Origin of the sequence: Arthrobacter sp. B1805, assembly GCF_002929745.1 — a bacterium.
Lineage (GTDB): Bacteria > Actinomycetota > Actinomycetes > Actinomycetales > Micrococcaceae > Arthrobacter_D.
Window position 1 is genome coordinate 240,122 of the sequence record NZ_PJIQ01000004.1, and the last position, 24,858, is coordinate 264,979.

At 69.4% G+C, this 24,858-nt stretch carries 24 protein-coding genes; 7 read left to right on the top strand and 17 right to left on the bottom strand.

Translation table 11 applies throughout. The features are described from left to right. Positions 1-60: 60 nt before the first annotated feature. On the bottom strand, positions 61-1,008 hold the full coding sequence (locus CXQ96_RS06610) for a DUF6807 family protein (protein ID WP_181036381.1): 948 nt from the start codon (positions 1,006-1,008) through the stop codon (positions 61-63). After that, complete coding sequence (locus tag CXQ96_RS06615) at positions 1,005-2,153, bottom strand: Gfo/Idh/MocA family protein (protein ID WP_258058914.1); 1,149 nt, start codon at positions 2,151-2,153, stop codon at positions 1,005-1,007. Before CXQ96_RS06615 ends, CXQ96_RS06610 begins: the two co-directional genes overlap by 4 nt. A 171-nt stretch (positions 2,154-2,324) precedes the next feature. On the opposite strand from CXQ96_RS06615, the gene CXQ96_RS06620 reads away from it, so the two are divergent. The 5 genes from CXQ96_RS06620 (at position 2,325) to CXQ96_RS06640 (ending at position 5,667) form a co-directional block, all read left to right on the top strand. Next, positions 2,325-3,377, top strand: coding sequence for a LacI family DNA-binding transcriptional regulator (locus CXQ96_RS06620; protein ID WP_104117226.1), 1,053 nt, complete (start codon positions 2,325-2,327; stop codon positions 3,375-3,377). A gap of 178 nt (positions 3,378-3,555) precedes the next feature. Next, complete coding sequence (locus CXQ96_RS06625; protein WP_104117227.1) at positions 3,556-3,882, top strand: hypothetical protein; 327 nt, start codon at positions 3,556-3,558, stop codon at positions 3,880-3,882. A 41-nt stretch (positions 3,883-3,923) separates the two neighbouring features. Next, positions 3,924-4,220 (top strand): hypothetical protein, encoded by a 297-nt coding sequence (locus CXQ96_RS06630; RefSeq protein ID WP_104117228.1) that lies wholly within the window; start codon positions 3,924-3,926, stop codon positions 4,218-4,220. A gap of 88 nt (positions 4,221-4,308) precedes the next feature. Beyond that, a complete protein-coding gene (locus CXQ96_RS06635) occupies positions 4,309-4,608 on the top strand; it encodes a hypothetical protein (RefSeq protein ID WP_104117229.1) in 300 nt (99 codons plus the stop codon). Between the two features lie 240 nt (positions 4,609-4,848). Further along, positions 4,849-5,667 carry an SRPBCC family protein gene (locus tag CXQ96_RS06640; protein WP_104117308.1) on the top strand — a complete coding sequence of 273 codons (819 nt, stop codon included), beginning with the start codon at positions 4,849-4,851 and terminating at the stop codon, positions 5,665-5,667. A gap of 76 nt (positions 5,668-5,743) precedes the next feature. On the opposite strand, the gene tsaD is transcribed toward CXQ96_RS06640, so the two are convergent. From tsaD to alr, 5 genes are read right to left on the bottom strand one after another with little or no spacing between them, the layout of a single operon-like run. After that, positions 5,744-6,829, bottom strand: coding sequence for a tRNA (adenosine(37)-N6)-threonylcarbamoyltransferase complex transferase subunit TsaD (gene tsaD, locus CXQ96_RS06645; RefSeq protein ID WP_104117230.1), 1,086 nt, complete (start codon positions 6,827-6,829; stop codon positions 5,744-5,746). After that, complete coding sequence (gene rimI / locus CXQ96_RS06650; protein WP_104117309.1) at positions 6,826-7,272, bottom strand: ribosomal protein S18-alanine N-acetyltransferase; 447 nt, start codon at positions 7,270-7,272, stop codon at positions 6,826-6,828. The genes tsaD and rimI overlap by 4 nt, the downstream gene beginning before the upstream one ends. Before the next feature lie 17 nt (positions 7,273-7,289). Beyond that, positions 7,290-7,970, bottom strand: a complete 681-nt coding sequence (gene tsaB, locus CXQ96_RS06655; RefSeq protein ID WP_104117231.1) for a tRNA (adenosine(37)-N6)-threonylcarbamoyltransferase complex dimerization subunit type 1 TsaB — start codon at positions 7,968-7,970, stop codon at positions 7,290-7,292. Between the two features lie 9 nt (positions 7,971-7,979). Continuing rightward, the gene (gene tsaE / locus CXQ96_RS06660) at positions 7,980-8,528 is read right to left on the bottom strand and encodes a tRNA (adenosine(37)-N6)-threonylcarbamoyltransferase complex ATPase subunit type 1 TsaE (protein WP_104117232.1); all 549 of its coding nucleotides are present in this window, start codon (positions 8,526-8,528) and stop codon (positions 7,980-7,982) included. Continuing rightward, entirely contained in the window at positions 8,512-9,678 is a 1,167-nt protein-coding gene (alr, locus tag CXQ96_RS06665; RefSeq protein WP_308662602.1) for an alanine racemase, read from the bottom strand. The genes tsaE and alr overlap by 17 nt, the downstream gene beginning before the upstream one ends. Before the next feature lie 209 nt (positions 9,679-9,887). Between alr and CXQ96_RS06670 the strand changes: the two genes are divergently transcribed. Beyond that, positions 9,888-10,379 (top strand): GIY-YIG nuclease family protein, encoded by a 492-nt coding sequence (locus CXQ96_RS06670; RefSeq protein WP_258058923.1) that lies wholly within the window; start codon positions 9,888-9,890, stop codon positions 10,377-10,379. 94 nt (positions 10,380-10,473) lie between these two features. On the opposite strand, the gene CXQ96_RS06675 is transcribed toward CXQ96_RS06670, so the two are convergent. After that, on the bottom strand, positions 10,474-10,650 hold the full coding sequence (locus CXQ96_RS06675) for a DUF1508 domain-containing protein (RefSeq protein ID WP_181036382.1): 177 nt from the start codon (positions 10,648-10,650) through the stop codon (positions 10,474-10,476). A 270-nt stretch (positions 10,651-10,920) separates the two neighbouring features. Beyond that, a complete protein-coding gene (locus CXQ96_RS06685; RefSeq protein ID WP_104117235.1) occupies positions 10,921-12,057 on the bottom strand; it encodes a PfkB family carbohydrate kinase in 1,137 nt (378 codons plus the stop codon). 123 nt (positions 12,058-12,180) lie between these two features. Here CXQ96_RS06685 and CXQ96_RS06690 point away from each other — a divergent pair, with 123 nt between their 5' ends. Then, positions 12,181-13,551, top strand: coding sequence for a 6-phospho-beta-glucosidase (locus tag CXQ96_RS06690; RefSeq protein ID WP_258058915.1), 1,371 nt, complete (start codon positions 12,181-12,183; stop codon positions 13,549-13,551). Here the strand turns inward: CXQ96_RS06690 and CXQ96_RS06695 are convergent. The 8 genes from CXQ96_RS06695 to CXQ96_RS06730 all read right to left on the bottom strand — a co-directional run bounded on the left by CXQ96_RS06695 (position 13,499) and on the right by CXQ96_RS06730 (position 24,824). Beyond that, on the bottom strand, positions 13,499-14,359 hold the full coding sequence (locus CXQ96_RS06695; protein WP_181036383.1) for an HpcH/HpaI aldolase/citrate lyase family protein: 861 nt from the start codon (positions 14,357-14,359) through the stop codon (positions 13,499-13,501). The genes CXQ96_RS06690 and CXQ96_RS06695 overlap by 53 nt on opposite strands. A gap of 16 nt (positions 14,360-14,375) precedes the next feature. Beyond that, positions 14,376-14,885: a GNAT family N-acetyltransferase gene (locus CXQ96_RS06700; protein WP_104117237.1), complete on the bottom strand. Its 510-nt coding sequence runs from the start codon at positions 14,883-14,885 to the stop codon at positions 14,376-14,378. 143 nt (positions 14,886-15,028) lie between these two features. After that, on the bottom strand, positions 15,029-16,234 hold the full coding sequence (locus CXQ96_RS06705; RefSeq protein WP_104117238.1) for a diguanylate cyclase: 1,206 nt from the start codon (positions 16,232-16,234) through the stop codon (positions 15,029-15,031). Between the two features lie 158 nt (positions 16,235-16,392). Further along, positions 16,393-18,147 carry a malto-oligosyltrehalose trehalohydrolase gene (treZ, locus tag CXQ96_RS06710; protein ID WP_104117239.1) on the bottom strand — a complete coding sequence of 585 codons (1,755 nt, stop codon included), beginning with the start codon at positions 18,145-18,147 and terminating at the stop codon, positions 16,393-16,395. Further along, positions 18,144-20,456 (bottom strand): malto-oligosyltrehalose synthase, encoded by a 2,313-nt coding sequence (treY, locus tag CXQ96_RS06715; RefSeq protein ID WP_104117240.1) that lies wholly within the window; start codon positions 20,454-20,456, stop codon positions 18,144-18,146. The genes treZ and treY overlap by 4 nt, the downstream gene beginning before the upstream one ends. Positions 20,457-20,515: 59 nt before the next feature. Further along, the gene (glgX, locus tag CXQ96_RS06720; RefSeq protein WP_104117241.1) at positions 20,516-22,702 is read right to left on the bottom strand and encodes a glycogen debranching protein GlgX; all 2,187 of its coding nucleotides are present in this window, start codon (positions 22,700-22,702) and stop codon (positions 20,516-20,518) included. A 146-nt stretch (positions 22,703-22,848) separates the two neighbouring features. Next, positions 22,849-24,408 (bottom strand): NAD(P)H-hydrate epimerase, encoded by a 1,560-nt coding sequence (locus tag CXQ96_RS06725; RefSeq protein WP_104117242.1) that lies wholly within the window; start codon positions 24,406-24,408, stop codon positions 22,849-22,851. A gap of 44 nt (positions 24,409-24,452) precedes the next feature. Next, positions 24,453-24,824 (bottom strand): holo-ACP synthase, encoded by a 372-nt coding sequence (locus tag CXQ96_RS06730; protein WP_104117243.1) that lies wholly within the window; start codon positions 24,822-24,824, stop codon positions 24,453-24,455. Between the last annotated feature and the right edge of the window lie 34 nt (positions 24,825-24,858).

Sequence of the window (24,858 nt, forward strand, 5' to 3'; positions counted from 1 at the left end):
CCAACAGAGCGTGACGCCGGGCCATGAGGACCAGCCAGGGCCGGCTTCGTCAGGCCCAGCCTAGGGTTGCACTGCCCCTGCTGCCCCTTCTGCCCCTTCTGCCTCCGCCGCCTCCCCGATCGCGGCGTCCTGCACCCGTCCGTCAGCGACCAGGAGGGACCAACCCCACTCGGCTGCTTCATTCGCTCCAAGTCGCATCTCCGTATGGAAGAAGGGCGCCGCGCACAGCATCGGCGTCCCGGCGGTGCGGACGAACCACGGGGTGGGAGCGCCCGGATTGTCCGTTGCCGCCACCATGAGGACGGACGCCTCGTTCGCCCGGAGCGCAAGCCAGGACCGTTCGCTCCCCATGGCCTCCTCCTCGCTCACGGTGCCGGCACCGACCCCCTGTCCGACCGGCGGGGTACCGACGTCCTGCCCCACCGGCGGGGCGATGATGCTCGCGCCGTCGAAGGATACGGGTAGGCGCAGGAAGAACCCGCCGTAGCCCGCGTTCGGGCGGCCCGCCGTCGTCGGGCTGCCGAACGCCAGTGGTCCGCCGCTGGTATTGGTCCAGCGGCTGCGCACGGACGTGCGGAACCATTCGGCGTCACCGGCCTGCACCGTGTCCGCGGTCCAGGTCCGTTCCTCGACGAGGATGGGCTTCCCGTCCGCCGCGCGCCACTCGAGCTGCTGCTCCGTCCCCGCGGGTCCGTGTCGGCTGCCCACGACCCGCTGCGTGCCGTTGTTCGGCAACTGCACGTAGCCCTGCCCGGCCTGGTAGGTCGGGCCGCCCCAGAGATTGACCGGGTGCTGCTGGGCGTCGACCGTGATGTTCGAGATCGCGATGCCCAGGCCCCAGTGCCAGGGGTGGTCCGCCGGGCGGTAGTCGGCGACGTTGCGGCCAGACGGCGTCGTCACCGGGTACATGAAGGGCCGGGGCGAGTGGACGGGGGGCTCACCGCCGCCGTCGTGCAGGATCCCGGCCGGCCTCCCGTCGGCGGTCGTGAGGGGCGCGGAGGAGGTCACGTCGACGGTGCGGCCGCGTGGACTGCCGCCCGCGCGTCGATGACCGGAGCAGCCAGCCCTCCCCGGAGCGCGGGATCGGCGAGGTCCTCGCGTGCTACCCAGCGGTCCTCGCGGGCGGAGGCATACATGCCGGTCACGATCTCGAGCGCCCGGGCAGGGTTGCCGACGATGTCCGGCATGCCGTGGCCGACCAGCAGCGACGAGTAGATCTCGGCGAACAGGGCGTCGTGCCCGCTGGGGACCTCGTGCACGGGTAGTTGCCAGGACGCCGCCGTGCTCCCGTCCACATGGGGCGCGGGGGTGATTCTCCAGTGCGCGTGTCCGTGCCCGTACAGGTGTTCCAGCTCGATGGTCGCGTTCTCCGTGTCGATGCGGAGCAGACTCGATTCCCGCGGCGCGAGGACGGTGGACACCACCGATGCCACCGCTCCCGATGCGAAGACGAGGGAGGCGTGCGAGAGATCCTCCGTCTCGACGTTCCGCTCCAGACGCCACATGGTTGCGTGGACGGCGGACCACTCGCCGAGCAAATACGCCAGCAGGTCGATCTGGTGGCTTCCGTGGCTGAGCGTGGTGCCGCCGCCCTCGGTGGCCCACGTGCCACGCCACGGCACGGAGAAGTACTCGGCCGTGCGGTACCAGTGCGTGTGGCACAGCGCGGAGAGGGTCCGCCCGAAGGCACCGGAGTCGAGAAGTGCCTTCACATGCGCGGCGGCCGACCCGGAGCGCTGCTGGAAGACGACGGCGAGGCCGCGCTCCGCGGCACGGCCGGCATCGAGCATGGTATCCAGCTGGGCGAGGCTGAGCGCGGCGGGCTTCTCGACCACCACGTGCGCGCCTGTGCCGAACCCCGCGGCGGTCTGCGCCGCGTGGCCGCCGGGCGGCGTGCAGATGTGCAGGACATCGAGGGGCTGGGCTTCCAGCATCTCGTCGAGTCCCGGAAAGCGCGAGGGCACCTCATAGGTTCCTGCAAATGCCGCGAGGTTGGCCTCGGTCGGATCCGCGGCGGCCACCAGTTCCACGCCGTCGATCAGTCCCAGGGCTCTGGCGTGAAGGTGCGCAACGCCTCCTGTACCCAGGATCCCCACTCGCAGGGGAGCTGTCGGGGCGGCCGGGACGCCGGCTGCGGCACTCTGCAGGGGCACGGATCCTCCATCTGCGTACGCGGGTGTGCGGTCCGGCACACCCTAACAGAGAAAGCGCTTACCGAGCAGGCGTGGGTGCCGAGGGACGCCGAAGATGCCGTGCGACAATGGCCCTTTGAACCGAGGGCACAGCCTCTATGGCCGGTGCCCGCACCATCAGGAGTGGAAGCGATGTCGGCACCGGCCAGCAAGAGTCCAGCGACATTGCACGACGTCGCCAGGGAGGCCGGCGTCTCGCTCGCCACGGCGTCGCGGTCCCTGAACGGCAGCGCCCGCAAGGTCAACGAGGCCTACCGGCAACGCGTGGTCGAAGCGGCGCAGCGGCTCGGCTACACGACCAACCTGTTCGCGCAGGCGGTCGCGAAGGGCAGCACCACCACCGTGGCGCTCCTGGTAGCGGATATCGCCGACCCCTATTTCTCGAGTATCGCGGCAGGCGTCATCAACGCCGCGAACGAGGAAGGGCTCGTCGTGACCATCGCCGTCACCGGTCGTGACACCCAGCGCGAGCTCGATACCGTGCGGGCCCTTCGCGGGCAGCGGCCGAGGGTCATGATCCTGGCCGGTTCGAGGACCACGGGCTCGGCGTACGAGGAGCAGCTGCGGAGCGAGCTCGCGTCCTTCGAGGACACGGGCGGCAAGGTCTCCTTCATCAGCCAGGACGCTGCTCCCTTCGCCACCGTCCTCCTCGACAACCGCGGAGGTGCGCGCGACCTCGCGGTGGCACTGGCCGAACTCGGTTATCGTGACTTCGCCGTCATCGCCGGTCCACGCGAGATCAGGACGGCGCAGGACCGGCTCGAGGGTTTCGCCGAAGGACTCGCCGAGCACGGGATCCCGCTCGCGCCGGAGCGGGTCGTCCACGCCGACTTCACGCGCGACGGCGGGTACCGCGGCGCCCAGGAACTGCTGGCGGCGGGAGCCGACGTCGACCTGGTGTTCGCGGTGAACGATGTCATGGCCGTGGGGGTCGTGTCGGCACTGCGCGACGCCGGCATCGAGCCCGGCAGCGGGATCGGAGTGGCGGGTTACGACGACATCCCGACCGTCCGCGACATCACGCCCGCCCTCACGACCGTGCGGATACCGCTCGAGGACGTAGGGCGCCGGGCACTTCAGCTCGCCACCGGTTCCGCCTACGACGACGGAGTCCCGGACAGCGGCGAAGGCCCCGCACCCATCCCTACGGAGACGGTCCTGCGGGGCAGCACTCCCCGGCGGTAGCTGTGTATCCCGCCGGGGAGTGCTGCCTAGGAAAGGCCGCACGCCCGGCAAGGATGATGTCAGCGGATCGGCGGCAACGCCTGATCGTGGTCCAGCAGAACGCCCTCGGAGCCAGGATCGAGCCTGGCATGACGTTCGGGGCAACGGATGGATCCTTTCTCCCCTTCCACTTATTTGGGTGCGACCCTCGGTCGTATCCGCGGGCCTGGTACTCACACAGGAGACCGCGCAGCACGCCGTGGACCTGCTGGCCCAGGTGGCGCACGAGACGATACCGAAGGCCGCAGGTGCAGGCGTCTCCCTCATCCACGAGTCACGGCGGATTGACGAGTACGAGGTCGAGGCGTACCTGACGGGGATCATGCAGCTTCCCCAGTCCGAGTGCAACCTCCTCGCCCTCGCCGTCAACGAGCTCATCGACGAGCTGCCGCCCAGGCGGCGCGCGCCGTTCAGCGATGACCTCCGGAAGGCCCACACCGGTGCCCGGGAGATCGGCAAGGCCTGATCACGATGGAAGGTGTCGGACGCACGTCGTACCCTCGTCGCATGGCAGAGAGACCGGGATGGCACGGCATCCCACCCAGCGCTGACAGGTACATCCCTCCCCTCCAGTCCGATGCCCCGACGGACGGCATCACCGAGCCGCTGAAATCGCCGGCACTCTGGGTGGAACTCGACTACCCCGACGGGTCGACACGCACCATGAAGGGTTTCGCCATGGCGTGGACCGGGAGCCTGGTCCTCGCCCAGTGGATCGAGTACTCCCGGGCGCGGGAGGCATGGGTGGAGGCTTCGCGCTGCCGACGTCGGGCCATGTCACCGCCCGCGACGCACGCCGCCTGAGCCCGGCCCACAGCAGGCGCCAGCCGCTCGCCTCGTAGAGTGGTGGCCATGGACACGCCCACCACACCCGCCGGGCCGGCAACTCCGCGTGGCTAGGGCCGCGGGCTGGCACGGGCTCCCGCCGACGACGCACCAGTTCATTCCTCCCCTCCAGCTCGAAGCGCCCAGGGAGGGGATCACGGAGTCCGTATCGCCTGCCCCTGCGCTCTGGGTGGACCTCGAATATCAGGACGGCTCCCGGCAGACCGTCCGCGGGTTCGCCATGGCCTGGACGGCTTCGGCGGTCCTTGCACAGTGGATCGAATTCTCGATCGCGCGGGAGGCATGGGTGCGCCCGGACCAATGCACCCGCCGCGAACTTCCGGACCGGAGCGGGCAGCCCGACTGACCGTTCGCCCTCCTGGCCCCCGGACGGGCCAGGACCCTAGCCGGCGGCGCCGGCCCATGATTTCACCGCCATCGTTCGCGGGGCACTTCGTGGCCGAGGAGACACCCGGACCCGTCGTCGATCTCCTGCGGAATCCCATTCGCCGCCGGCCGGTACTGGCCACAGCCGGGCACACGACATATGCTAAGCATGCTGATGAAGTGATCAGCTGACGTATCTCACCACCTTAAGGGAGGCATGATGAGCACGAAGGTCGAAGAAACCGTTGTAGTGAATCTTCCAGTGACGACCGTGTACAACCAGTGGACTCAGTTCGAGGAGTTCCCCCAGTTCATGGGCGGGATCAAGCAGATCACCCAACTGAGCGACGACCGCCTCGAGTGGGTTGCGGAGATCGGCGGCATCCGTCGGCAGTGGGAAGCGAAGATCCTGGAGCAGGTACCGGACCGCAAGGTGTCCTGGGCAGCCACCGAGGGTGCGACCAACGCCGGCACCGTCTCCTTCGAGGACCTCGGCGGCACCACGCGCGTCAACCTCGTCCTCGAGTACGAGCCCGAGGGACTCGTCGAGAAGGTCGGCGACAAGTTGAACGTCGTCGAAAACCAGGCCAAGGCCGACCTCCAGAAGTTCAAGGAGTTCATCGAGTCCGAGAGCTACGCCACCGGCGCATGGCGTGGAGCCGTGACCGGGCAGTCAGGGACCCCCACGGTCGAGGACGCCGAGCAGTCACGCGGTGACAGCGGCAAGGCCGGCGTGTCCGGCAAGGTGGCCGCAGGAGTCGGCGTCGCTGCAGCAGCGGCGGTTGCAGGCGTCGCGGCCGCAACGGCCGGCAAGGGCAACAAGGAGGAGGAGACCGTGGTGGACACGGTCCCCGTTGTGGACTCCGCACCCGTGGTGCCCGAGACCACGCCCGTCGTCCACGACGTCGACGTCGTGGACATCGACCCCGTACCCGCCGTGGACGGCGTCCCCGGGACGGGTGTCCCCTCCGACAGCCAAGGGCTTCAGGACGACACTCTGATCGACGGCGACCCGACGCACCGCCGGGGTACTCTCTAGCATCAGTTCCACGACTGCAGTGGGCCGGGCTCTCCATGAGCCCGGCCCACTGCCGCGTCGGCCGGACGGAGGGGTGTCAGCCTGCGGCGAGGACGATGTCCGTGACGGGCAGCGACGGGTTCGTCCCGAACGCGATTCCGCTCGGGCTGCCGCCGTTCATGACGATCTGCGCACCGAGCGCCGCGACCATGGCCCCGTTGTCGGTACAGAGCGACGGCGACGGAACGGTCAGGGTGATGCCCGCAGCGTCGCACCTCTCCCCCGTGAGCTCCCGCAGCCGTCGGTTGGCAGCAACTCCTCCGCCGAGGAGCAGATTCGTGATCCCGTTCTCCCTGCACGCCAGGACGGCCTTGGACGTGATGACATCCACGACCGCCTCCTGGAAGGACGCGGCGATATCGGCCACCGGCACCTCCAGCCCGGCTGCCTCGTACTGCTCCACCGCACGGGCCACTGCTGTTTTGAGGCCGCTGAAGGACCAGTCGTAGCGGTGCGGTCCCGGGTGCTCCGCCGTTCCCATGTACTTCGGCTGGGACAACCCCCGGGGAAAACGGATCGCTGTCGGATCGCCTTCCCGCGCCAGCCTGTCGATGGCAGGCCCGCCCGGGTAGCCGAGGCCCAGAATGCGCGCCGTCTTGTCATAGGCTTCGCCCGCGGCGTCGTCGATCGTGGAGCCGAGCAGTTCGACGTCGCTCGCGATATTGCCCACGCGCAGTATCTCCGTGTGGCCACCGGACACCAGGAGGGCGCCGAGATCAGGCGGCAGTCCGCCGGCGAAGGTGCCGCCCACCATGCCGACGCCGACGTGTGCTACGAGGTGGTTGATCGCATACAGCGGCTTGCCGGTAGCGACGGCGAGCGCCTTCGCCGCGGACACGCCCACCATGAGTGCACCGGACAGGCCGGGGCCCGCGGTGACCGCGATGGCGTCGATCTCCTCGAGCGTGACCGCGGCATCGGCGAGCGCCGCCCGCAGTGTCGGCACGAAGGCCTCCAGATGCGCCCGCGAGGCGATCTCCGGGATGACACCGCCGAAGCGCACGTGTTCGTCCATCGAGGAGGACACGGTGTTGGTCAGCAGGTGCGTGCCCCGGACGATGCCGACGCCGGTCTCGTCGCAGGACGATTCGATCCCGAGGATCAGGGGTTCGGTCCGGTTCACTGCTCTTCCCCTCCATCCGCCGGCAGCACGAGTCGCATGACCCACGCGTCCACGCCGTCGCGGTAGTACTTCTTCCTGGTGTGGATCTTCTCGAAGCCGAACCGCGTGTAGAGCACCTGCGCGCGGGGGTTGTCGGCCCGCACCTCGAGCATCACGTTGTCCGCGCCTCGCCGTCGGGCCTCGTCGAGCAACTCGGCGAGCATGGCCCGCCCGATGCCCCGACCCTCGAAACGCGGCAGCACCCCGATGGTCTGGATGTCCGCCGTCACGTCGACGACCATGAGGCCTGCGTAGCCGATCGCCTCGCCGTCGACCTCCACCACGATGTAGCGACGGGTGTCCGGCTGGAAGAACTCCGTGTAGAACATCTCCAGCGGCCAGGCATCGGTGGGGAACAGTTCGTTCTCCAGCCGGCCAATCGTCTCGATGTCCTCGAAGGCCATGTCCCGCAGGGTGAAGCTCACGCCGTCGCCCGCTTCCGGGGGCCCGGCACCTGGGCGTCCGACTCCCTCAGGTACAGCGGCGCGGTGTCGCGCAGCGCCTCGCCCGCGAGCAGTCGCAGCCGCGCCACGCGGCCCAGCGAGGCGGCGTCGGGATCGGCCCGTGCGAACTCCGGAACTCCGTCGACGTCACCCGGGTACAGGCTCGCGGCCCGCCCGACGAGGGGCTGCCCTTTCGGCAGGCCCGCCGCGGCACCGACCCGCGGTCCGTCGAGGAGCTCAGGCAGGGCGTGCCCGTCCGACGGCGCGCGGTATGCCGCCCAATACACCTCGCCGCGCCGTGCATCGGTTCCGGCGAGGAAGCTGCTCCCGGCCGGGAGGCTGCCGCTCGCGACGGCGTCGAAGGCGAGGGCGTCGAGGCTCATGACCCCGTGCAGGGGTACGCCCCAGACGAATCCGAGGGTTCGCGCGGTCACGAGTCCGGCGCGCAGCCCGGTGAAGGGACCAGGGCCGACCCCGGCGACGACGGCGTCGAGGTCCGTGCCGTCCACTGCGGCCTCCGCGAGGATGCGCCGCACCGCGGGAGCGAGCACCTCGGCGTGCGAGCGGGTGTCGGCGCTGCCGAACCGGGCTACGACGACGTCGTCTCGCAGGAGCGCGACCGTGGCCGCGGCGGAGGTGTCGATGGCGAGGAGAAGCACCCGTCCAGCCTAGTCGAGCGCGAGTGCCGACAGCCTGTCCCGCCAGCGGGGTCCGAAGCCCGAGACCGTGACGGTGCGCACCTCGTCTTCGCCGTCGTCGTCGAAATGCGTGACCAGCGTTCCGCTGGGTGCAGTGTCCGGGGTGCCACCGAGCGGACGCGTGATGTCGACGCGCAGCCAGCTGTCACTCAGGTGCTCGACCCGGCCCGCGCCCCACTCGATGACGGTGACGTTGGCTGCCATGGTCGATTCGAGATCGAGGTCGTCGACGGCGGCAGCGCTCTCGAGCCGGTACGCGTCCACGTGAACGAGCCCAGGGCCGTCGCCCGGAGCGGGGTGCTGGCGGACGAGCACGAAGGTCGGCGAGATGATGCGGTCCTCCACCTCGAGTCCGCGCCCGAGTCCCTGCGTGAAGGTCGTCTTGCCCGCGCCCAGCTCACCGGACAGGACCAGCAGGTCGGCAGGACGGAGGCATGGGGCGAGGCGGGCGCCGAGGGCCTGCAGTTCCGCGGCGGAGCGGACGTCGTACGTCGCGCTCCACTCAGGCTGCGCCGTCATCGGTCATCTCCTTCCGAGGCTCCTCCAGGTACACCCGCTCCACGCGGTCACTGATCCGGGTGACCACCTCGTAGTTGATGGTCTGCGCGGCAGCTGCCCAGTCCTCGACGGCAGGAGAGTCCGCGCCGCCGAACAGCACGGCCCGCTTGCCGAGGGGGCTGTCCGCGGAACCGACCAGGCCAGTCGTGCCGAAGTCGATCACGAGCTGATCCATCGCGATCCGCCCGACCACCGGATACATCCGGCCGCCCACCAGGACCGGCGCGCCGGTGGCGATGCGGGGAACGCCGTCGCCGTAGCCGACCGGGATGAGCCCGAGAGTGGTGGGTTTCTGGGTGCGGTAGGCGTAGCCGTAGGAGACTCCCTGCCCCGCCGGAACTTCCTTGCAGTTCGAGACAGTGGTGCTGAAGGTCATCACCGGCTGCAGACCGAGATCGGCAGAGCCCTGGTCGGAGAAGGGCGAGAGTCCGTAGATACCGAGGCCCACGCGCACGAGGTCGAAGTGGCAGTCGGGTCGCGAGAAGGTCGCAGGGGTGTTGGCCAGGTGACGGACCTCGACGTCGATCCCCGCGTTCTCCGCGGCGGCAACCGCCTCGCGGAATGCCTGTACCTGGAGGTCGGTCTCGGTTCGCGCGGGCTCGTCGGCCACCGCGAGGTGGGAGAAGATGCCGACGACGCGGATCAGCCCTTCCTCCTGGTATTCGACCGCCCTGCTGAGCAGGGCATCCCACTGGTCCGGCGGGCAGCCGTTGCGGCCGAGCCCTGTGTCGATCTTGAGGTGCACGATCGCGGGCCGTTCCAGTTCACGCGCGGCGGCGACGACGTGCTCCAGTTCCCACCCGGAGATGCCCAGGTCCAGCCCGTGTTCGACGCCGGCCGTGAAATCGGTGCCGGCGGTGTGGAGCCAGGCGAGGATGGGCGCTTCGACCCCGGCTCTCCGCAGCTCGACGCCTTCGCTGACGTGGGCGACGCCGAGCCAGGCCGCGCCTGCCTCGAGCGCGGCGCGTGCCACCGGGATCGCACCGTGGCCGTAGGCGTTGGCCTTCACGACGGCCATGACGCGGGCAGGGTGGGCGACGTCCCGCAGGTGCCGGATGTTGTGCCGCAGGGCGTCGAGGTTGATCTCTGCAGCACGTTCGGAGGAAGTCACCCGCCCCATTCTGCCAGTTGCGGGCCATGCCCACCCGTCCTCGCACGTCGGGGAATCGACCTGGCGGACCCCGGCGACGTGGTGATCGCGTTGTGTCGGTGGCGAGCGGCAGGATCGACGGCGTGATCCACGAACTGCAGGGTGATGGGCGGTGCGGGCTCGACGGTGAGGGGGGCGTGCCCTGCGCCCGGCCCGTCGACGGTACCCCTGTGCCGCTGTGCCCAGGTCACCTGGCCACCGTCATCGAATGGGCTGAAGCCGAGTTCGGTATCACCGATGTGCTGCCGGCGGCCTGCCCAGCCTGCGGATCGAGGATCGGTGTGCGATACCCCTCCGGCTGGGTCTGCGCAGCGTGCGAGTGGCGACTCGGTGACGCCCTGGACGACGGCCTTCCTGCGCCCCGGGTCGACGTCGTCTACTACATCCGGTTCAGGGACCGCATCAAGATCGGCACGACGGCGAACCCTCGCCAGCGGCTCGCCCGGCTCTGGCACGACGACCTGCTCGCCTTCGAGCAGGGCGATCGGCTGACGGAGCGCCGTCGGCACCAGGAATTTGCGGCGTGGCGGCTCGACCGCTCGGAGTGGTTCTCGGCGTCACCAGCACTCGAGGCTCACGTGGCCCGGCTTGCGGCCGGCGTCGAGGATCCCTGGGCGCGCTACGCGCGATGGCTCGGCGAGGCGGCAGCGCGGAGGGGATGACCGGCGCTACCGGCCCCGCGGGCGGCCTCCAACCCCTTTCCGAGGCGCAGCGGAGGCCGGACGCCACCCCGCAGGGTGGATGCGGGTCCGAGAGTCAGCTGAGGTCCGCGATGAGCGCCGATGCCGCGCAGTCCCGGATGCCGTTGATGCCGGCGACAGCGGTGTCCTTGTCGTCATAGGGTTCGCTCGTCACCAGGGTGGCGCCGTCGTCCCCTGTCAGCCGGAACCTGAAGTGTTCCTCTTCACGGTAGAGCTCGAATCGTCCTGCCACACGGTCCTCCTTCGTCGAGAAGCGCTGCGCCCCTGCTGACTGCAGGCGGGTAACGGAGACCCTTACGCCGACAGCGCCGTCACGCCCATGAAACCCGCTACCGTTTCCCGAAGCAACAGGAAATGTGACGCAGCGTGGCCTTGCAACCCGGCGCCGGGCTGTCGGCGCTCGCCGTTCCGCGCCGCGACCTCGATCCGTACCTCGCGATGGTGGAGGAGTTCGGTGCGCGTCGCGTGGTCGACCTCGGCTGCGGCACCGGCGCCGATCCGGTCACCGGTCGTTGGCCGGATCCCCCCGTGGCTCGGGCGGGCGCGACGACGGTGAGGCATCCGAGTGTCGTGCGATCGTCGCCGTCGCCCTTCGCACCGCCTCGATCGGGACATCGGACACCAGGTCTTCCAGGAAGGCGTATCGGCGCAGCCACTGCTTGCGGACACCGTCGCGCCCTGTGTTGACCCGATGCCACCAGTCCGCGATATCGCCCCAGCCGGGCGCAGCCAGCGAACCACCGACGTGCTGCACGGAGAGCGAGGCGCAGAGGTTCGCGAAGCTGAGCCGGTCCGCGAGCGGGAAGCCTGCGAGGTCCCCCATGACGAAGGCGGCCCCGAAGCAGTCGCCGGCTCCGGTCGGATCGAAGGCGGACACGGGCAGGGCAGGCACCCACTCCTCCTCCCCCGTGAGCGAGTCGATGGCCATCGCGCCCTGCTGTCCGACGGTCACCACGGCCACCGGCACGTGGTCGGCGAGCGAGTACAGGGCGGCCCAGGGATCATCGGTCCGGGTATAGGCCATGGCCTCGGTCGCGTTGGGCATGAACGCGTAGAAGTGCTCCAGCGAGGCCAGCGTCTCGGGCGCCCACTCGCCCGCCGGATCCCAGCCCACGTCCCCGAAGAGCTTGGTGCCGCCGGCCGCGGCCGCGCGCGCCCACGCCTCCACCTCCTGCTCCACCCCGACGACGGCGGCGCGGCACGACGGCGGCGTCCCGATCAGCTCGGAGGCACGCAGCGGCGACGGGTGGCCGTGCGTGACCATCGACCGGTCGTGGTGCACCGAGAGGGACACCGTGACGGGAGAATGCCACTGCCCGAACACCCGCGACCGCGAGAGGTCGACGTGCTCCTGGTCCTGCAGTACGTCCCAGTTGAACTGCCCGTACCCGTCGTCGCCGAAGGCTGCTGACAGCGTGGTCCGGAGTCCGAGACGGCTCGCAGCGATGGCCTGGTTGGCGATGCCGCCGGGGCTGGACCCCATGCCGTCGGTCCACACCTCCGTACCAGGAGACGGCAGCTGTTCGAGCCCTGTGAAGATGATGTCGAAGAACACCTGCCCTGCGAGCAGGAGGTCGAACTCCGGCCCGTCCGGACTGCGGGTGGCCGCCAGTGGATCGAAACGGTGCTGTTGGGACATGTACGGCACAATACTTGCAAGACCGCGGGATGCAGGTGCATCAGCCAGGACGATCAGTGCACCACGGTCACGACGGCGCCCCCGGCGGTCCGGAGTGCCACGACGACGGAAGCGGAGCGAGCCTTGCCATCATCGAGCGGACCCGGCGCCACCCTGGTCATCGTCGGCGGCGGAGGCTTCCGCGTTCCTCTGGTCCACCGGGCCCTGTCGGACGGGCCGTTCGCCGGGCTGGTGTCCGACGTCGTCCTGATGGACGCCCTGCCCGAACGGGCGCACGCCATCGCGCGTGTACTCGAAGCCCTCCCCGTGATGCATGGAAGGCCCTCGCCGTCCGTGCGCGTGGACACCCGGTTGGAGGACGCCCTGCCCGGAGCCGACATCGTGTTCGCAGCGGTGCGGAGCGGCGGAGCAGAGGGACGCATCCTCGACGAGCGGGTGGCACTGTCCGCCGGTCTGCTCGGGCAGGAGACCGTCGGCGCGGGCGGTATCTCCTACGCCCTGCGGTCCATCCCGGACATGATGCGGGTGGCCGGCGCGATGCGCGAGCTCGCCCCCGACGCGTGGCTGATCAACTTCACGAATCCGGCCGGCATGGTCACGGAGTCCCTCTCGACGGTCCTGGGCCCTAGAGTCATCGGGATCTGCGACTCGGCGTCGGGACTCGTGACGCGGGCCGCGCGCGCAGCCGGTGTGGACCTGCGCGGTTCCCTCGCCGGTGTCGACTACGTCGGCCTGAATCATCTGGGCTGGCTCCGCGGTCTCGGGGGTGCGGTGGACGACCACCTCCCGGCGCTCCTGGCCGATCCAGCCCGCCTCGCAGGGTTCGAGGAGGGACGCCTGTTCGGTCCGGATCTCCTCCGGATGCTCGGGGCCGTGCCCAACGAGTACCTCTTCTACTACTACTTCCACCGCGAAGCGCTTCTCTCCATCCGCGGCGCAGACAGGACGCGCGGAGAGATTCTCCGGGACCAGCAGCAGGACCTCTATCCCCGACTGCTCGCCGCCGACGCGCCGCTCGCCGTCTGGGAGAACGCCCGACGCGAGCGGGAGTCCGGCTATCTCGCGGAGGCGCGCTCCGGGGATGAGGAGCGTGACGAGGCGGACCTCGCCGGCGGAGGGTACGAGCGTGTGGCCCTGCAGGTGATGCGGGCACTTCTGACGGGACAGCGTGCGGAGCTGATCCTGAACCTCCGCAACGCATCGACCTTTCCCGAGCTCCCGGAGGACGCCGTCGTGGAGGTCCCCGCCGTCGTCGACTCGACCGGCGCGCGCCCTCTGCCGGCCGCCGCCCTGACCTCCCACCAACTGGGTCTCATGTCAGCCGTCAAGGCGGTGGAGCAGGACACCATCCGCGCTGCGGTCCACGGCGACCGGGATGCGGCCCTCCGCGCCTTCGCCCTGCACCCCCTGATCGACTCGTTCCACTCGGCGGCCCAGGTCCTCAGGGGGTATGAGCAGGCGTTCCCTGCGCTGGGAGCGTCCTGGTCCGCTTGACGTCCTGGTCCGCGAACATCCTCTGCTGCAGGGTCTGCGCCCCGAGTTCCAGCAACGCTGTGTCGGTGGTCGCCGCAATCCATTGGAAGCCCGCCGCCGCCAGGAGTGCGGCGCGTTCGGGAGTGCCGGCATACGCACCGGCCGGAATGCCGGCGGCACTGCACGCCTGCACTATGCGCGGCAGCGGTGCGGTCCTCTCCCCGGCAGCGAGCAGGCCGTCGACGTCGGTGCCCAGCGCGAGCGACAGGTCGAACGGACCGACGAAGATCATGTCCACCCCCGGAGCTGCGGCAATGGCCTCGACGGCGTCGAGTGCGGCGGTCGTCTCGATCATCACCGAACACAGGGGAACGGCGTGCGTGCCGCCGTCGGACCCGGGTCTGTGCACGGGCCGGCTCCCGTGCAGCGGCCCCCAGCTCCGCTCACCGTGGGGAGGGTAGCGACTTGCCGCGACCGCCTGGCGCGCGTCCGCCACGGTGCCGACGAGGGGGACGATGATCCCGTCCGCGCCGGCGTCCAGCGCCCTGCCGATCAACGCCGCATCATTGGCCGCCACCCGTACGAGCATGGGCGCGCCTCCGGGTGGTCTGCCTCCGAGGGAGTTCCTGAGCGACCGGTCGTCGAAGTGGCCGTGCTGCGCGTCGAGCCCCACCCAACCGACGCCGCTCCGCCCCAGCTCGGTCGTCAGGCGGGGTTCGCCGAGCGTGGCCCAGGCACCGAGCAGCGGATCGTGTTCAGTAGCTCCGGACGTCATCCCCCATGATGCCCTCGCCCGGCGGCTCTCCGCCATGGTCCACTCCGATGTCACTCCCTCCTGCTGCTGCCTACAGGACGCGGTGCATGATGTAGAGGGCGGTCGGTCCCGCCGTCGGATGGACGAAGGCGCCGGGCACCGTGCCGACGATGGCGAACCCGAGCGACACCCACAGCGCGACCGCCCGCTCATTCGTCTGGACGACGGCGTTGAACTGCATAGCCGAGTAGCCCGCGGCCCGTGCTTCTTCCATGACGTGGGCTGCCAGGGCCCTGCCGATTCCCCTGCCGCCGGCCTCGGCGGCGACGAGGAAGGACGCGTTGGACACATGTGAGCCATTGCCTCCGCGGTTGGCGTGCAACTGGGCCGTTCCCACCACGCGGTCGGTCTCACTGTCCACGACCACGAAGACGGTCAGCGTGGGATCGGGCCCCGAGGCGCCGGGGAGCCACTCGCGCCGGCCTGCGTCCTCGTCCATCGACATGTCCCAGCAGTAGGTCTCCCCCGCCCTGGCCACCGGCTCCATGATGGACCAGATGGCGGGCCAGTCGTCTGCCTGCGCCGTCCGGAACGCCAGCATCAGGCGTCCACGGCTCGGGCCCAGTGGCCGGTGTCGGCGCCGACCGCGAATCCGTCGATCGCCTGCAGTTCGCCGGAGTGGTAGGTCATTTCCTCATCCTAGGCGAGGCGGAACGATCGGACGCGGACTCACGAAGCCACTGTCTACTGGATTCGAAGATGGCCCGACGGCGGCTCCGCCGAGGAAGCGGGCCCCTCACCGGCAGGGCGTATGGCCCGCATCGACTTGTCCCGGCCGCTGGCCTTGGCCGCATAGAGCGCCTGGTCCGCCGCGGCGATCACGGCATCGATGTCGTAGGCACCGGGACCGAGCGTAGCGATACCGTAGCTGACGGTCGGCATCTCGAACCCGCCCGGCACCGAGTGTCCACGAAGCGCCATGCTGACGTCGCGGGTGATGTCCTCACTTCTGGCGACCGACGCACCGGGAAGAAGGAAGATGAATTCCTCGCCGCCGTAGCGCCCCACGAGGTCGGTGGACCGTACGGTCTCGATGCACGCCGCCGCGAATGCTTTCAGCACGGCGTCCCCCGCTGCGTGGCCGTGGGTGTCGTTGACCGACTTGAAGAAGTCGAGATCGGCCAGGATCAGCGTGCCGCGGGACTCGGTCCTGGCGAGACGGTCGGCCTGCACGAGCGCGAGGTCGAGGAATCCTGAACGGTTGAGGAGCCCGGTCAGGGAGTCCCTGTCCGCCCGGGCCCGAAGATCGGTAGCGATCTGCTCAGCGCTGAGGGCGGCGGCGCTGAAGGCGACGACCACGAGCAGGAGCATCATCACGAGCGTCGTGATCTCCGAGCCGAAGTAGGTGGTGAAGACATAGCCGTCCTGGCCGCCCGCCACGAAGGCCAGGCCGCGCGCCAGGTAGAGGACCGACACGAAGGCGGCTGCGACGGCCAGGGGCATCTGCACCCTGCTGTAGCTGCTGGGCAGGCGCCACAATTCCCAGGCGGCCAGACCGATGGTCAGGGACATCATGCCGAGGAACACCGGCCCGCCCGACCAGGTGTTGGTGGCCGGACTGTCGACTGCCGAGGCCAGCAGCGTGATGAGGGGCGCCGCAGAGAGCTGCAGCCAGGCAGGCTCCCGGGTGCGCAGGGTCCGCGCCCCGGCCCAGACGCTGACCGCACCCACGACGATGAGCGTGTTGGCCATCGGATTGGCCCACGCCTGATGGACCGTGCCGTCCAGCAGATAGCCCCAGGATCCCGTGAAGAAGAACGCGACGGCCGCGCACCACCACGCGCTGTAGGCGGACCGTGTCTGGCGGAACGAGACCGTGTAGAACAGCGCGAAGAGAGTCACGGCGATCGCGCCGAATGCTACCCGCAGTGTCGCTAGGTCCAGATTCATGGTCTTCCTGCCGCCTCGTGCTTCCGGTGTCCCGTCACTCGCTCGGCGTCAGGATCGGCCTTCCCCCCGGAAGGATCTCCAGCCCAGTATGCCGCAGGGGTCCGACTCTCCGACCTGTTGGCAGACCACTCCTGCCGAAACCCTTGCAGAGTCCTGACCTACGCGGAGGCCAAACTGAGGACGAGCGACGCGTGCGGCGGCAGTTGCACCGAGTCGGCCAGCAGTCCGACGCCGTCGACCGTGGACAGCAGGACCTCGGCGTCGGCGCCCTGAAGGGGCACGGTGACCATCGCGTCGCCCAGGTTCAGGACGACGGCGGTGCTGCCGCGGTGGAGGACGATCCAGCGGTCCTCCTCGTCGAAGTCGACGGAGATGCTGCCGAAGTCAGCGTCCCGCAATTCCGGCCGGGCGCGGCGCAGTCGGATGAGGTCGCGGTAGGTGCCGAGCAGCTCGGCGTGGTGCCCCTGCTCCGCCTCTGCCCAGTCGAGCTTCGCCGAAGCGAACGTCTCCGGATCCTGCGGATTCGGCACGTCCTCCGGACGCCAGCCCATGCGCTCGAACTCCTTGAGCCGCCCCTCGGCCGTGGCCTTCCCGAGCTCCGGCTCCGGGTGGGACGTGAAGAACGGCCACGGGGTGGACGCTCCGTACTCCTCGCCCATGAAGAGCATCGGCGTGAACGGGCCGAGGATGTTCAGGACAGCGGCCTGCGCCAGTTGCGCCGGGTTCAGCGTGGCACTGATGCGGTCACCGGCAGCCCGGTTGCCGATCTGGTCGTGGTTCTGGGTGGCGACGACCAGCTGCAGCGGCGATACGCGCGACGGATCGATCTCCCGGCCGTGGTGCCGCTCCCGGAAGGACGAGTAGGTCCCATTGTGGAAGAACCCCTTCTCGAGGACCTTCGCGAGCGCACCGACGGAGTTGAAGTCGAGGTAGTACCCCTCGGTCTCGCCCGTGAGGTTGACGTGGACCGCGTGGTGGAAGTCGTCGCTCCACTGTCCCGCGAGGCCGTACCCGCCGACGTCGCGGCCCTGGATGAGGCGCGGATTGTTGAGGTCCGATTCCGCGATGAGGAACAGCGGCTTCCCGAGCTCCTTCGCGCACTCGTCGGTCCGGGTGGCGAACTCCTCGAGGATGTGGACGGCACGCTCGTCGTGGAGTGCGTGCACCGCATCGAGGCGAAGACCGTCCACGTGGTAGTCCCGGAACCACATGAGCAGGTTCTCGACGACGTACTCACGCACCTCGTCCGACTGCGGTCCGTCGAGGTTCAGGGAGTCACCCCACGTGTTCGACATGCCCTCCGTGAGGTACGGAGCGAAGAGGCCGAGGTAGTTCCCGCTCGGGCCGAGGTGGTTGTGGACGACGTCCTGGATGACGCCGAGGCCCTTCTGGTGTGCGGCGTCGACGAAGCGCTGGTACGCCGCCGGGCCGCCGTAGGTTTCCTGGACCGCGTACCAGAGCACACCGTCGTAGCCCCAGTTGTGCGTGCCGTTGAAGGCGTTGACGGGCAGGAGCTCCACGTACTGCACCCCGAGATCCACGAGATGGTCCAGCTTGCCTATGGCAGCATCCAGCGTGCCCTCCGGCGTGAAGGTGCCGAGGTGCATCTCGTAGATGACTCCGCCGTTCATGCCCGGCGACTGCCACGACTCGTCCTGCCATTCGTGGGCGGCGGGATCGAAGGTGCGCGAAAGCTGGTGCACGCCCTCGGGCTGGCGGCGTGAGCGGGGATCCGGCACGGGAGTGTCCGCACCGTTGACGAGGTAGCCGTACGAGACATCGCCGGTTACGGCCGGAGGGTCGACGGGGTGCCACCACCCACCCTCCGCCTGAGTCATCGGGTACTCGGTGCCGTCGGCGACGAGGGTGAGGGAATCGGCGCGGGGCGCCCAGACGTCGAAGGTCGAGCTCATGATGCGTCCTCCTGGACCAGTAGGGCTGCGGGGAAGGTTGAGAAAAGATCGGCGGCGCGGACGGTGCCTCCGCTGACGGAAGCGCCGGTCAGCACGCAGGTGTAGGTTCCCTGCGGAAGTTCGACCGTGGTGTCTCCCCACCCGCCGCGCTGCTCGAGTCCGTAGGGTAGGCGTGTGATCAGGGTGATGGCTCCCCCGCGGTCGAAGCCGAAGACGTGGTCCGCAGCCTCGCCCGAGGAGGCGACGGCCGTATAGCCGGTGAAGAGCTCGGGGCGGTCACGGCGCAGCTTGAGGGCGCGTGACACCACGAGCAGCTTGGCATGGGCGTCCGGACCGATCTGGGGCAGTGCTCCGAAGTTGAGGTCCGTCAGCACCTTGCGGCGGGCGTCGTAGTCGACCTCCCGACGATTGTCGGGATCGACGAGGGAAGTGTCCCAGAACTCGGTGCCCTGGTAGACGTCCGGCACGCCGGGCATGGTCAGCTGGAGCAGCTTCAGCCCGATGGAGTTGGACCACCCCGCGGCCTGGATGCGATCGACGAGGCCTGAGATGAGTGCTGCGACGGCCTCATCGTCGAAGGCGGCGTCGACGGCCGCGTGCATGCCGCGCTCGAACTCCTCGTCCGGCGCTGTCCAGTGGGTGCTGAGGTCCGCCTCGCGCGAGGCCTTCTCGGCGTAGGCGTGCGCGCGTTCCCTGCTCAGGGGCCAGGCCCCGATGAGTGACTGCCACAGCAGGGGCGCGAACGTGGGGTCCTTGATAGGTGCCAGGTCCTCGAGCTGTGCGAGGATGCCGGTCCATTCCCCGGCGAGTTCCGAGAGGACCGAGATGCGGGTCCGGGTGTCCTCGCTGCGCTTGGTGTCGTGGGTGCTGAGGGTGGTCATCGCGAGGGGGCTGTCCGTCTCGCGTTCGAGCAGGCGCCGGTGGAGTTCCAGTGGTGCGATCGAGAAGATCGCCGGGTCCGCGCCTACCTCGTTGAGCGAGACGAGCCGTGAGTACCGGTAGAACGCGGTGTCCTCGACGCCCTTGGCCATGACCATGCCCGAGGTCTGCTGGAAGCGCCGCGCGAGTTCCGTGAGCTCTCCGGAGCCTTCGAGGAACGGGTTCAGGAGCGGGTGGAGCGCCGTGATGGTGTCCGCGAGGTCGGGCCGGCGCACCTGGGCGTCCCGCACCGCCTCAGCGAGGTACTCGGCGCCGCCCGGCAGGTAGCTGCGGTAGACCGGGAAGCAGGTCAGCAGCTCGGCGATGGCGTCGGCTGCCGCAGCGAAGTCGAGGTTCGCGCTTGCCGGGACGAGCCGTGCCAGGCGCAATACCTCGGACCGAAGGATGCCGTCCGCGATCCCGCGCTTGGTCCCGTGGATCATCTCGTGGAACGGATCGACGGGCACCGACGCGGTGAGGGCGTGTTCCCCCGCCGGGTCGGTGAAAAGCCTGTCGATGTCCGCCAGGGCGTCGTACCCGGTGGTTCCCTCCGTCGCCCAGTCGGCTGGGAGCTTCTCGCCCGGCTCGAGGATCTTCTCCACGAGGACGTAGGCTCCGCCCGTCAGCGTACGAAGGTCCTCGAGATAGCCCTTCGGGTCCGCGAGCCCGTCGGGATGGTCGATGCGCAGGCCGTCCACAAGGCCCTCGTCGAACCACCGCTTGACCTCGCTGTGGCTCTCCTCGAACACCCACGGCACCTCGACGCGCAGGCCTGCCAGGGTGTTGACGCCGAAGAAGCGCCGGTAGTTCAGCTCGCTGTCGGCGCGCCGCCAGTTCACCAGCTCGTAGTGCTGGCGCGCGTGCACCTCGGCACCCGTATCACCCGGATGCGCCGTGCCCTCGGCGATCGGGTATCGGTTGTCGTAGTAGCGCAGTTCGCCGTCGACGACCGAGAGCTGGTCCAGCTCGTTCTCGCCGTCGCCGAGGACCGGGATCCGGATACGCCCGCCGTTGGCGTCCCAGTCGACGTCGAACACCTCCGCCATGCGCGAGCTGCGGCCCTCCTTCAGGAGCTGCCACCACCAAGCATTGTCGGCGGGCGTCTCGATGCCCATGTGGTTCGGCACGATGTCGACGAGCACTCCCATCCCGGCCGCCCGGGCGGCCTCGCTGAGCGCAGCGAGGCCGCCCGGTCCGCCCCGGTCGGGGTCCACGGTGGTGGGGTCCGTCACGTCGTAGCCGTGGCCCGACCCCTTCTCCGCCGTGAGGATCGGCGACAGGTACACCCAGTCCACCCCGAGGTCGTGGAGATACGGCACCAGGGCGGCTGCCCGATGCAGGTCGAACTCGCTCCGGATCTGTAGCCGGTAGGTCGATTTCGGTGTCAACACGTGGAAGTCCTCCTGGACGGGGTTGGCTGGGTGTGTCTGGCGGGCGGTGCTGGGTGCTGCTAGGCGGTGCCGGTCTTGGCCGTGACCTCGTTGGCGAGGATCGCCAGGGACGCCGCGACCGAGTGGTCGAGGTCCTCGACCTCGGAGTGCGCCCGCAGGACCACCATGGACTTCCCCTCGACGGTGACGACCGCACCCGCCGGGATGGCCTCGCTGTCGGCGTACTTGCCGGCGGTGTCGATCACTTCGTCCCACGACGTGCCGTACTCGTCCGACGGGATCGTGAAGTCGACGGCCTCGTCATGGGCGTTGAAGTACAGCAGGAAGTTCGCGTCGACGATTCGCTGGCCGCGTGCGTCGCGGCCTTGGATGCCCTGGCCGTTGAGGAAGACGCCGATCGAGCGGCCGAAACCGCTGTCCCAGTCCTCGGGGGCCATGAGCTCGCCCGTGGTGTCGAGCCACACGATGTCCGGCAGGGCCTCGCCCTCGCCGCGACGGACCGGCCGTCCGTCGAAGAACCGGCGACGGCGGAAGGTCGGATGCTCGGACCGCAGGCGATTGACCGCAGCGGTGAATTCGAGCAGGGGCTGGTCCATCTTGTCCCAGTGCACCCAGCTCAGTTCCGAGTCCTGGCAGTAGGTGTTGTTGTTGCCCTCCTGCGTCCGGCCGAGCTCGTCGCCGTGCAGCAGCATCGGCACACCCTGCGACAGCAGGAGGGTCGCGATGAAGTTGCGCTGCTGCCGGACGCGGATCGCGAGCACCTCGGGATCGTCGGTGGGGCCCTCGACGCCGCAGTTCCACGAGCGGTTGTGCGATTCGCCGTCGTTGTTGTCCTCGCCGTTGGCCTCGTTGTGCTTCTCGTTGTAGGACACGAGGTCGCGCAGCGTGAAGCCGTCATGGGCCGTGACGAAGTTGATCGAGGCGACGGGACGCCGCATCGAGTGCTCGTAGAGGTCCGCCGAGCCGGTGAGGCGTGAGGCGAACTCGCCGATGCTGGAGGGCTCACCACGCCAGAAGTCGCGGACGGTGTCGCGGTACTTGCCGTTCCACTCGGTCCACTGCGGCGGGAAGTTGCCCACCTGGTAGCCGCCGGGTCCGACGTCCCACGGCTCCGCGATGAGCTTCACCTGCGAGACCACCGGATCCTGCTGCACGAGTTCGAAGAAGGCCGAGAGGCGGTCCACCTCGTAGAACTCGCGAGCGAGGGCGGAGGCGAGGTCGAAGCGGAAGCCGTCCACGTGCATCTCCGTGACCCAGTAGCGCAGGGAGTCCATGAGCAGCTGCAGGGAGTGCGGGTTGCCGACGTTGAGCGAGTTGCCGGTGCCTGTCGTGTCCATGTAGTACTGCTTGTCGTCCTCCACCAGGCGGTAGTAGGACGCATTGTCGATACCGCGCATCGAGAGCGTCGGCCCCATGTGGTTGCCCTCGGCCGTGTGGTTGTACACGACGTCGAGGATGACCTCGATGCCCGCGAGGTGCAGCTCGCGCACCATCGCCTTGAACTCCTGGACCTGCTCGCCCTGGTCGCCCGTGGAGGTGTACTTGTTGTGCGGCGCGAAGAAGCCGATGGTGTTGTAACCCCAGTAGTTCGAGAGGCCCTTGTCCTGCAGCGTGCTGTCGTTCACGAACTGGTGGACGGGCATGAGCTCGATGGCCGTCACGCCGAGCTTCTGCAGGTGCGCGATGACCGAGGGGTGCGCCACGCCTGCGTAGGTTCCGCGCTGCTCCTCGGGGACGTCCGGGTGGAGCTGCGTGAGTCCCTTGACGTGGGCCTCGTAGATCACGGACTGGTGGTAGGGAGTCCGCGGCATGCGGTCGCCGTCCCAGTTGAAGAACGGGTTGACGACGACGCCGAGCATCATGTGCGGCGCGGAGTCCTCGTTGTTGACGGAGTGCTCGTCGCCGAAGTTGTAGCCGAACAGCGCCTGGTCCCAGTCGAGGTCCCCGGAGATCGCCTTGGCGTAGGGGTCCAGGAGGAGCTTGTTGGGGTTGCAGCGGTGTCCCTCGGCCGGGTTGTTCGGGCCGTGGACCCGGTAGCCGTACTTCTGTCCGGGGGTCACGTGGGGGAGGTAGCCGTGCCAGACATAGCCGTCCACCTCCTTGAGCTCGACGCAGGTCTCGTTGCCGTCGTCATCGAAGAGGCAGAGGACGACGGACTCCGCGATTTCGCTGTAGAGCGCGAAATTCGTTCCCGTGCCGTCGTAGGTTGCTCCCAGGGGATACGCATCGCCGGGCCATAGTTCCATGAGTTCTCCTTGTGTCTTCTGCCGGGGCCGCCACCTGGACGGCCTCGGTGTTACTCGCAGGCTTCGGGGTCCTGGTGCCCCGCGTGCTTGCTCCATACATAGCGCATTCATCTGTCGGTCGGGTTAATTCCGATCCGTTCCACACCTCACGTCACTGCGGCTAGGCGTCGCTCCTCGAGGAGGTCCCCGACCACGGCACCGATCTCGGCAGGGAGCTCGGACACCACGATCGGCCCTCCCCGCGCCGCGCGCTGCCCCGCCCTGCCATGGATCAGCGCTCCTGCCGCCGCGATCGCCGCCCACAGGTCCTCCTGCGCGACGCCGACTCGGCCTGCGGCTCCCTCGTCCTCCGCCAGCGTCGCCGCGAGTGCTCCGACGATCCCGGAGAGCGTGTCCCCGGAACCGGCGGTGGCGAGCCAGGGCGTGGCATCGGCCTGCGCGAACAGTGTTCCCGACGGTGCAGCCACGACGGTGGTGAAACCCTTGAGCAGGACGGTGGCGCCGGTGGTCTCGGCGGCCCTCAGCGCGAACCTGGCCGGCTCGGCTTCGATCTCGGAGCGCTCGGCGTCGATCCCGCGGTCGGCGAGCAGCTGCCGCAGCTCGCCGGCATGCGGCGTCAGGACGACCTGCGGCCCCACGCGCTGCGGGACCTCTGCGAGAGCGCCGGCATCGACGACGACGGGGAGGCCGGAGGCGATGGCATCGACCGCGCGCTGGCGCTGGTCGTCGTCGTCGACGGCACCGGGCCCGACGAGCCATGCCTGGGAACGCGCATCAGCGACCGAGCCGGAGGAAGCCACCACCTCCGGGTTGCGCTGGTGGACGAGCGCCGCGACGACGTCCGGCCCGAGATAGCGCACCATGCCGACGCCGGTGGCGAGGGCGGCGCCCACGGCGAGCGCGGCGGCACCCGGGTAGCGGGCGGACCCGGCCGCGACGCCGAGGACACCGCGGGAGTACTTGTGGTCCCGCGGCCGGGGCAGGCGCAGCAGGGCAGCGACATCGCCGTCGAGCATGCTGTGCGCAGCCGGGGTGAAGGCTGAGAGGTCGAGCCCGATGTCGACGACGTCGAGCTCACCGGCCACAACGGCGCCGTCGCCGATGAGCAGGCCCGGCTTCGCGGCTCCGAAGGTGACCGTCGCGTCGGCGGACAGGACGGGCCCGTCGACGACACCGGTGTCCACACCGATCCCGCTCGGGAGGTCGCAGGCGACGACGATCGTGGACCGGGTCCTTCGCGGGCCGGCGACGCTGTTGAACGACTGGACGAAGGCCCGGGCGGAATCCCACAGGCCGCCGCTGGACCCGGTGCCGAGTACGCCGTCGATCAGGACGTCCGCGGCAGCGGCATGGGCGGCGAGGTCCGTGGTGTCGGCGTCGTCGAGCCTGATCATGGTTCCGCCGGCGGCGACGAAGGCGTCGAGGGAGGCGGCGTGCACGCGGTCCGAGGTGAGGATCGCCGTTGCTCCCGCTCCCCTGCGCAGGAGCCGCTCCCCCGCGTACAGGGCATCCGCACCGTTGTTGCCGCTGCCCGCCAGCACGACGACGGTTGCCCCGTAGGTGCCGCGACCGGCGTCGCGCAGCAGGCCGAGCACGACGCCGAAGAGCCCGTGGGCGGCCTTCTGCATGAGGGCGTCGCCGTGCCCGGCATCGATGAGGGGTGCTTCCGCAGAGCGGACGTCACCACCGGAAAAGGCCTTGAGCATATGGTCGAGCTTAGCGGTAAGCCGGCCGATAATCAGTACGGTTACTATTTTCGGCGGGACGGTGTAGTGCCTTCGGCCACCACCATGGCCGTGGCCAGCCCGCCATCGTGGCTGATGGACAGGTGCCAGGTCTCGACGCCCCGCGCACGCGCAGCGTCCGCGACCGTGCCGTCGACGACGACGGACGGTGCGCCGGCGTCGTCGACCTCGATGGTGCAGTGCTGCCAGTTCATTCCGACGGGGGCGCCGAGGGCCTTGGCGACAGCCTCTTTCGCAGCGAAGCGCGCTGCGAGGGAACGTGTGTTGAGCTGGCGCTCCGACGGCACGAAGAGGCGTTCGACCAGCGCGGGTGTGCGCTCGAGCTGCTGCCGGAAGCGGTCGATGTCCACGACGTCGACCCCGATGCCGACGATCACGCCGTACCCCGTCGTGGTGCTGCCCGGCGGGTCC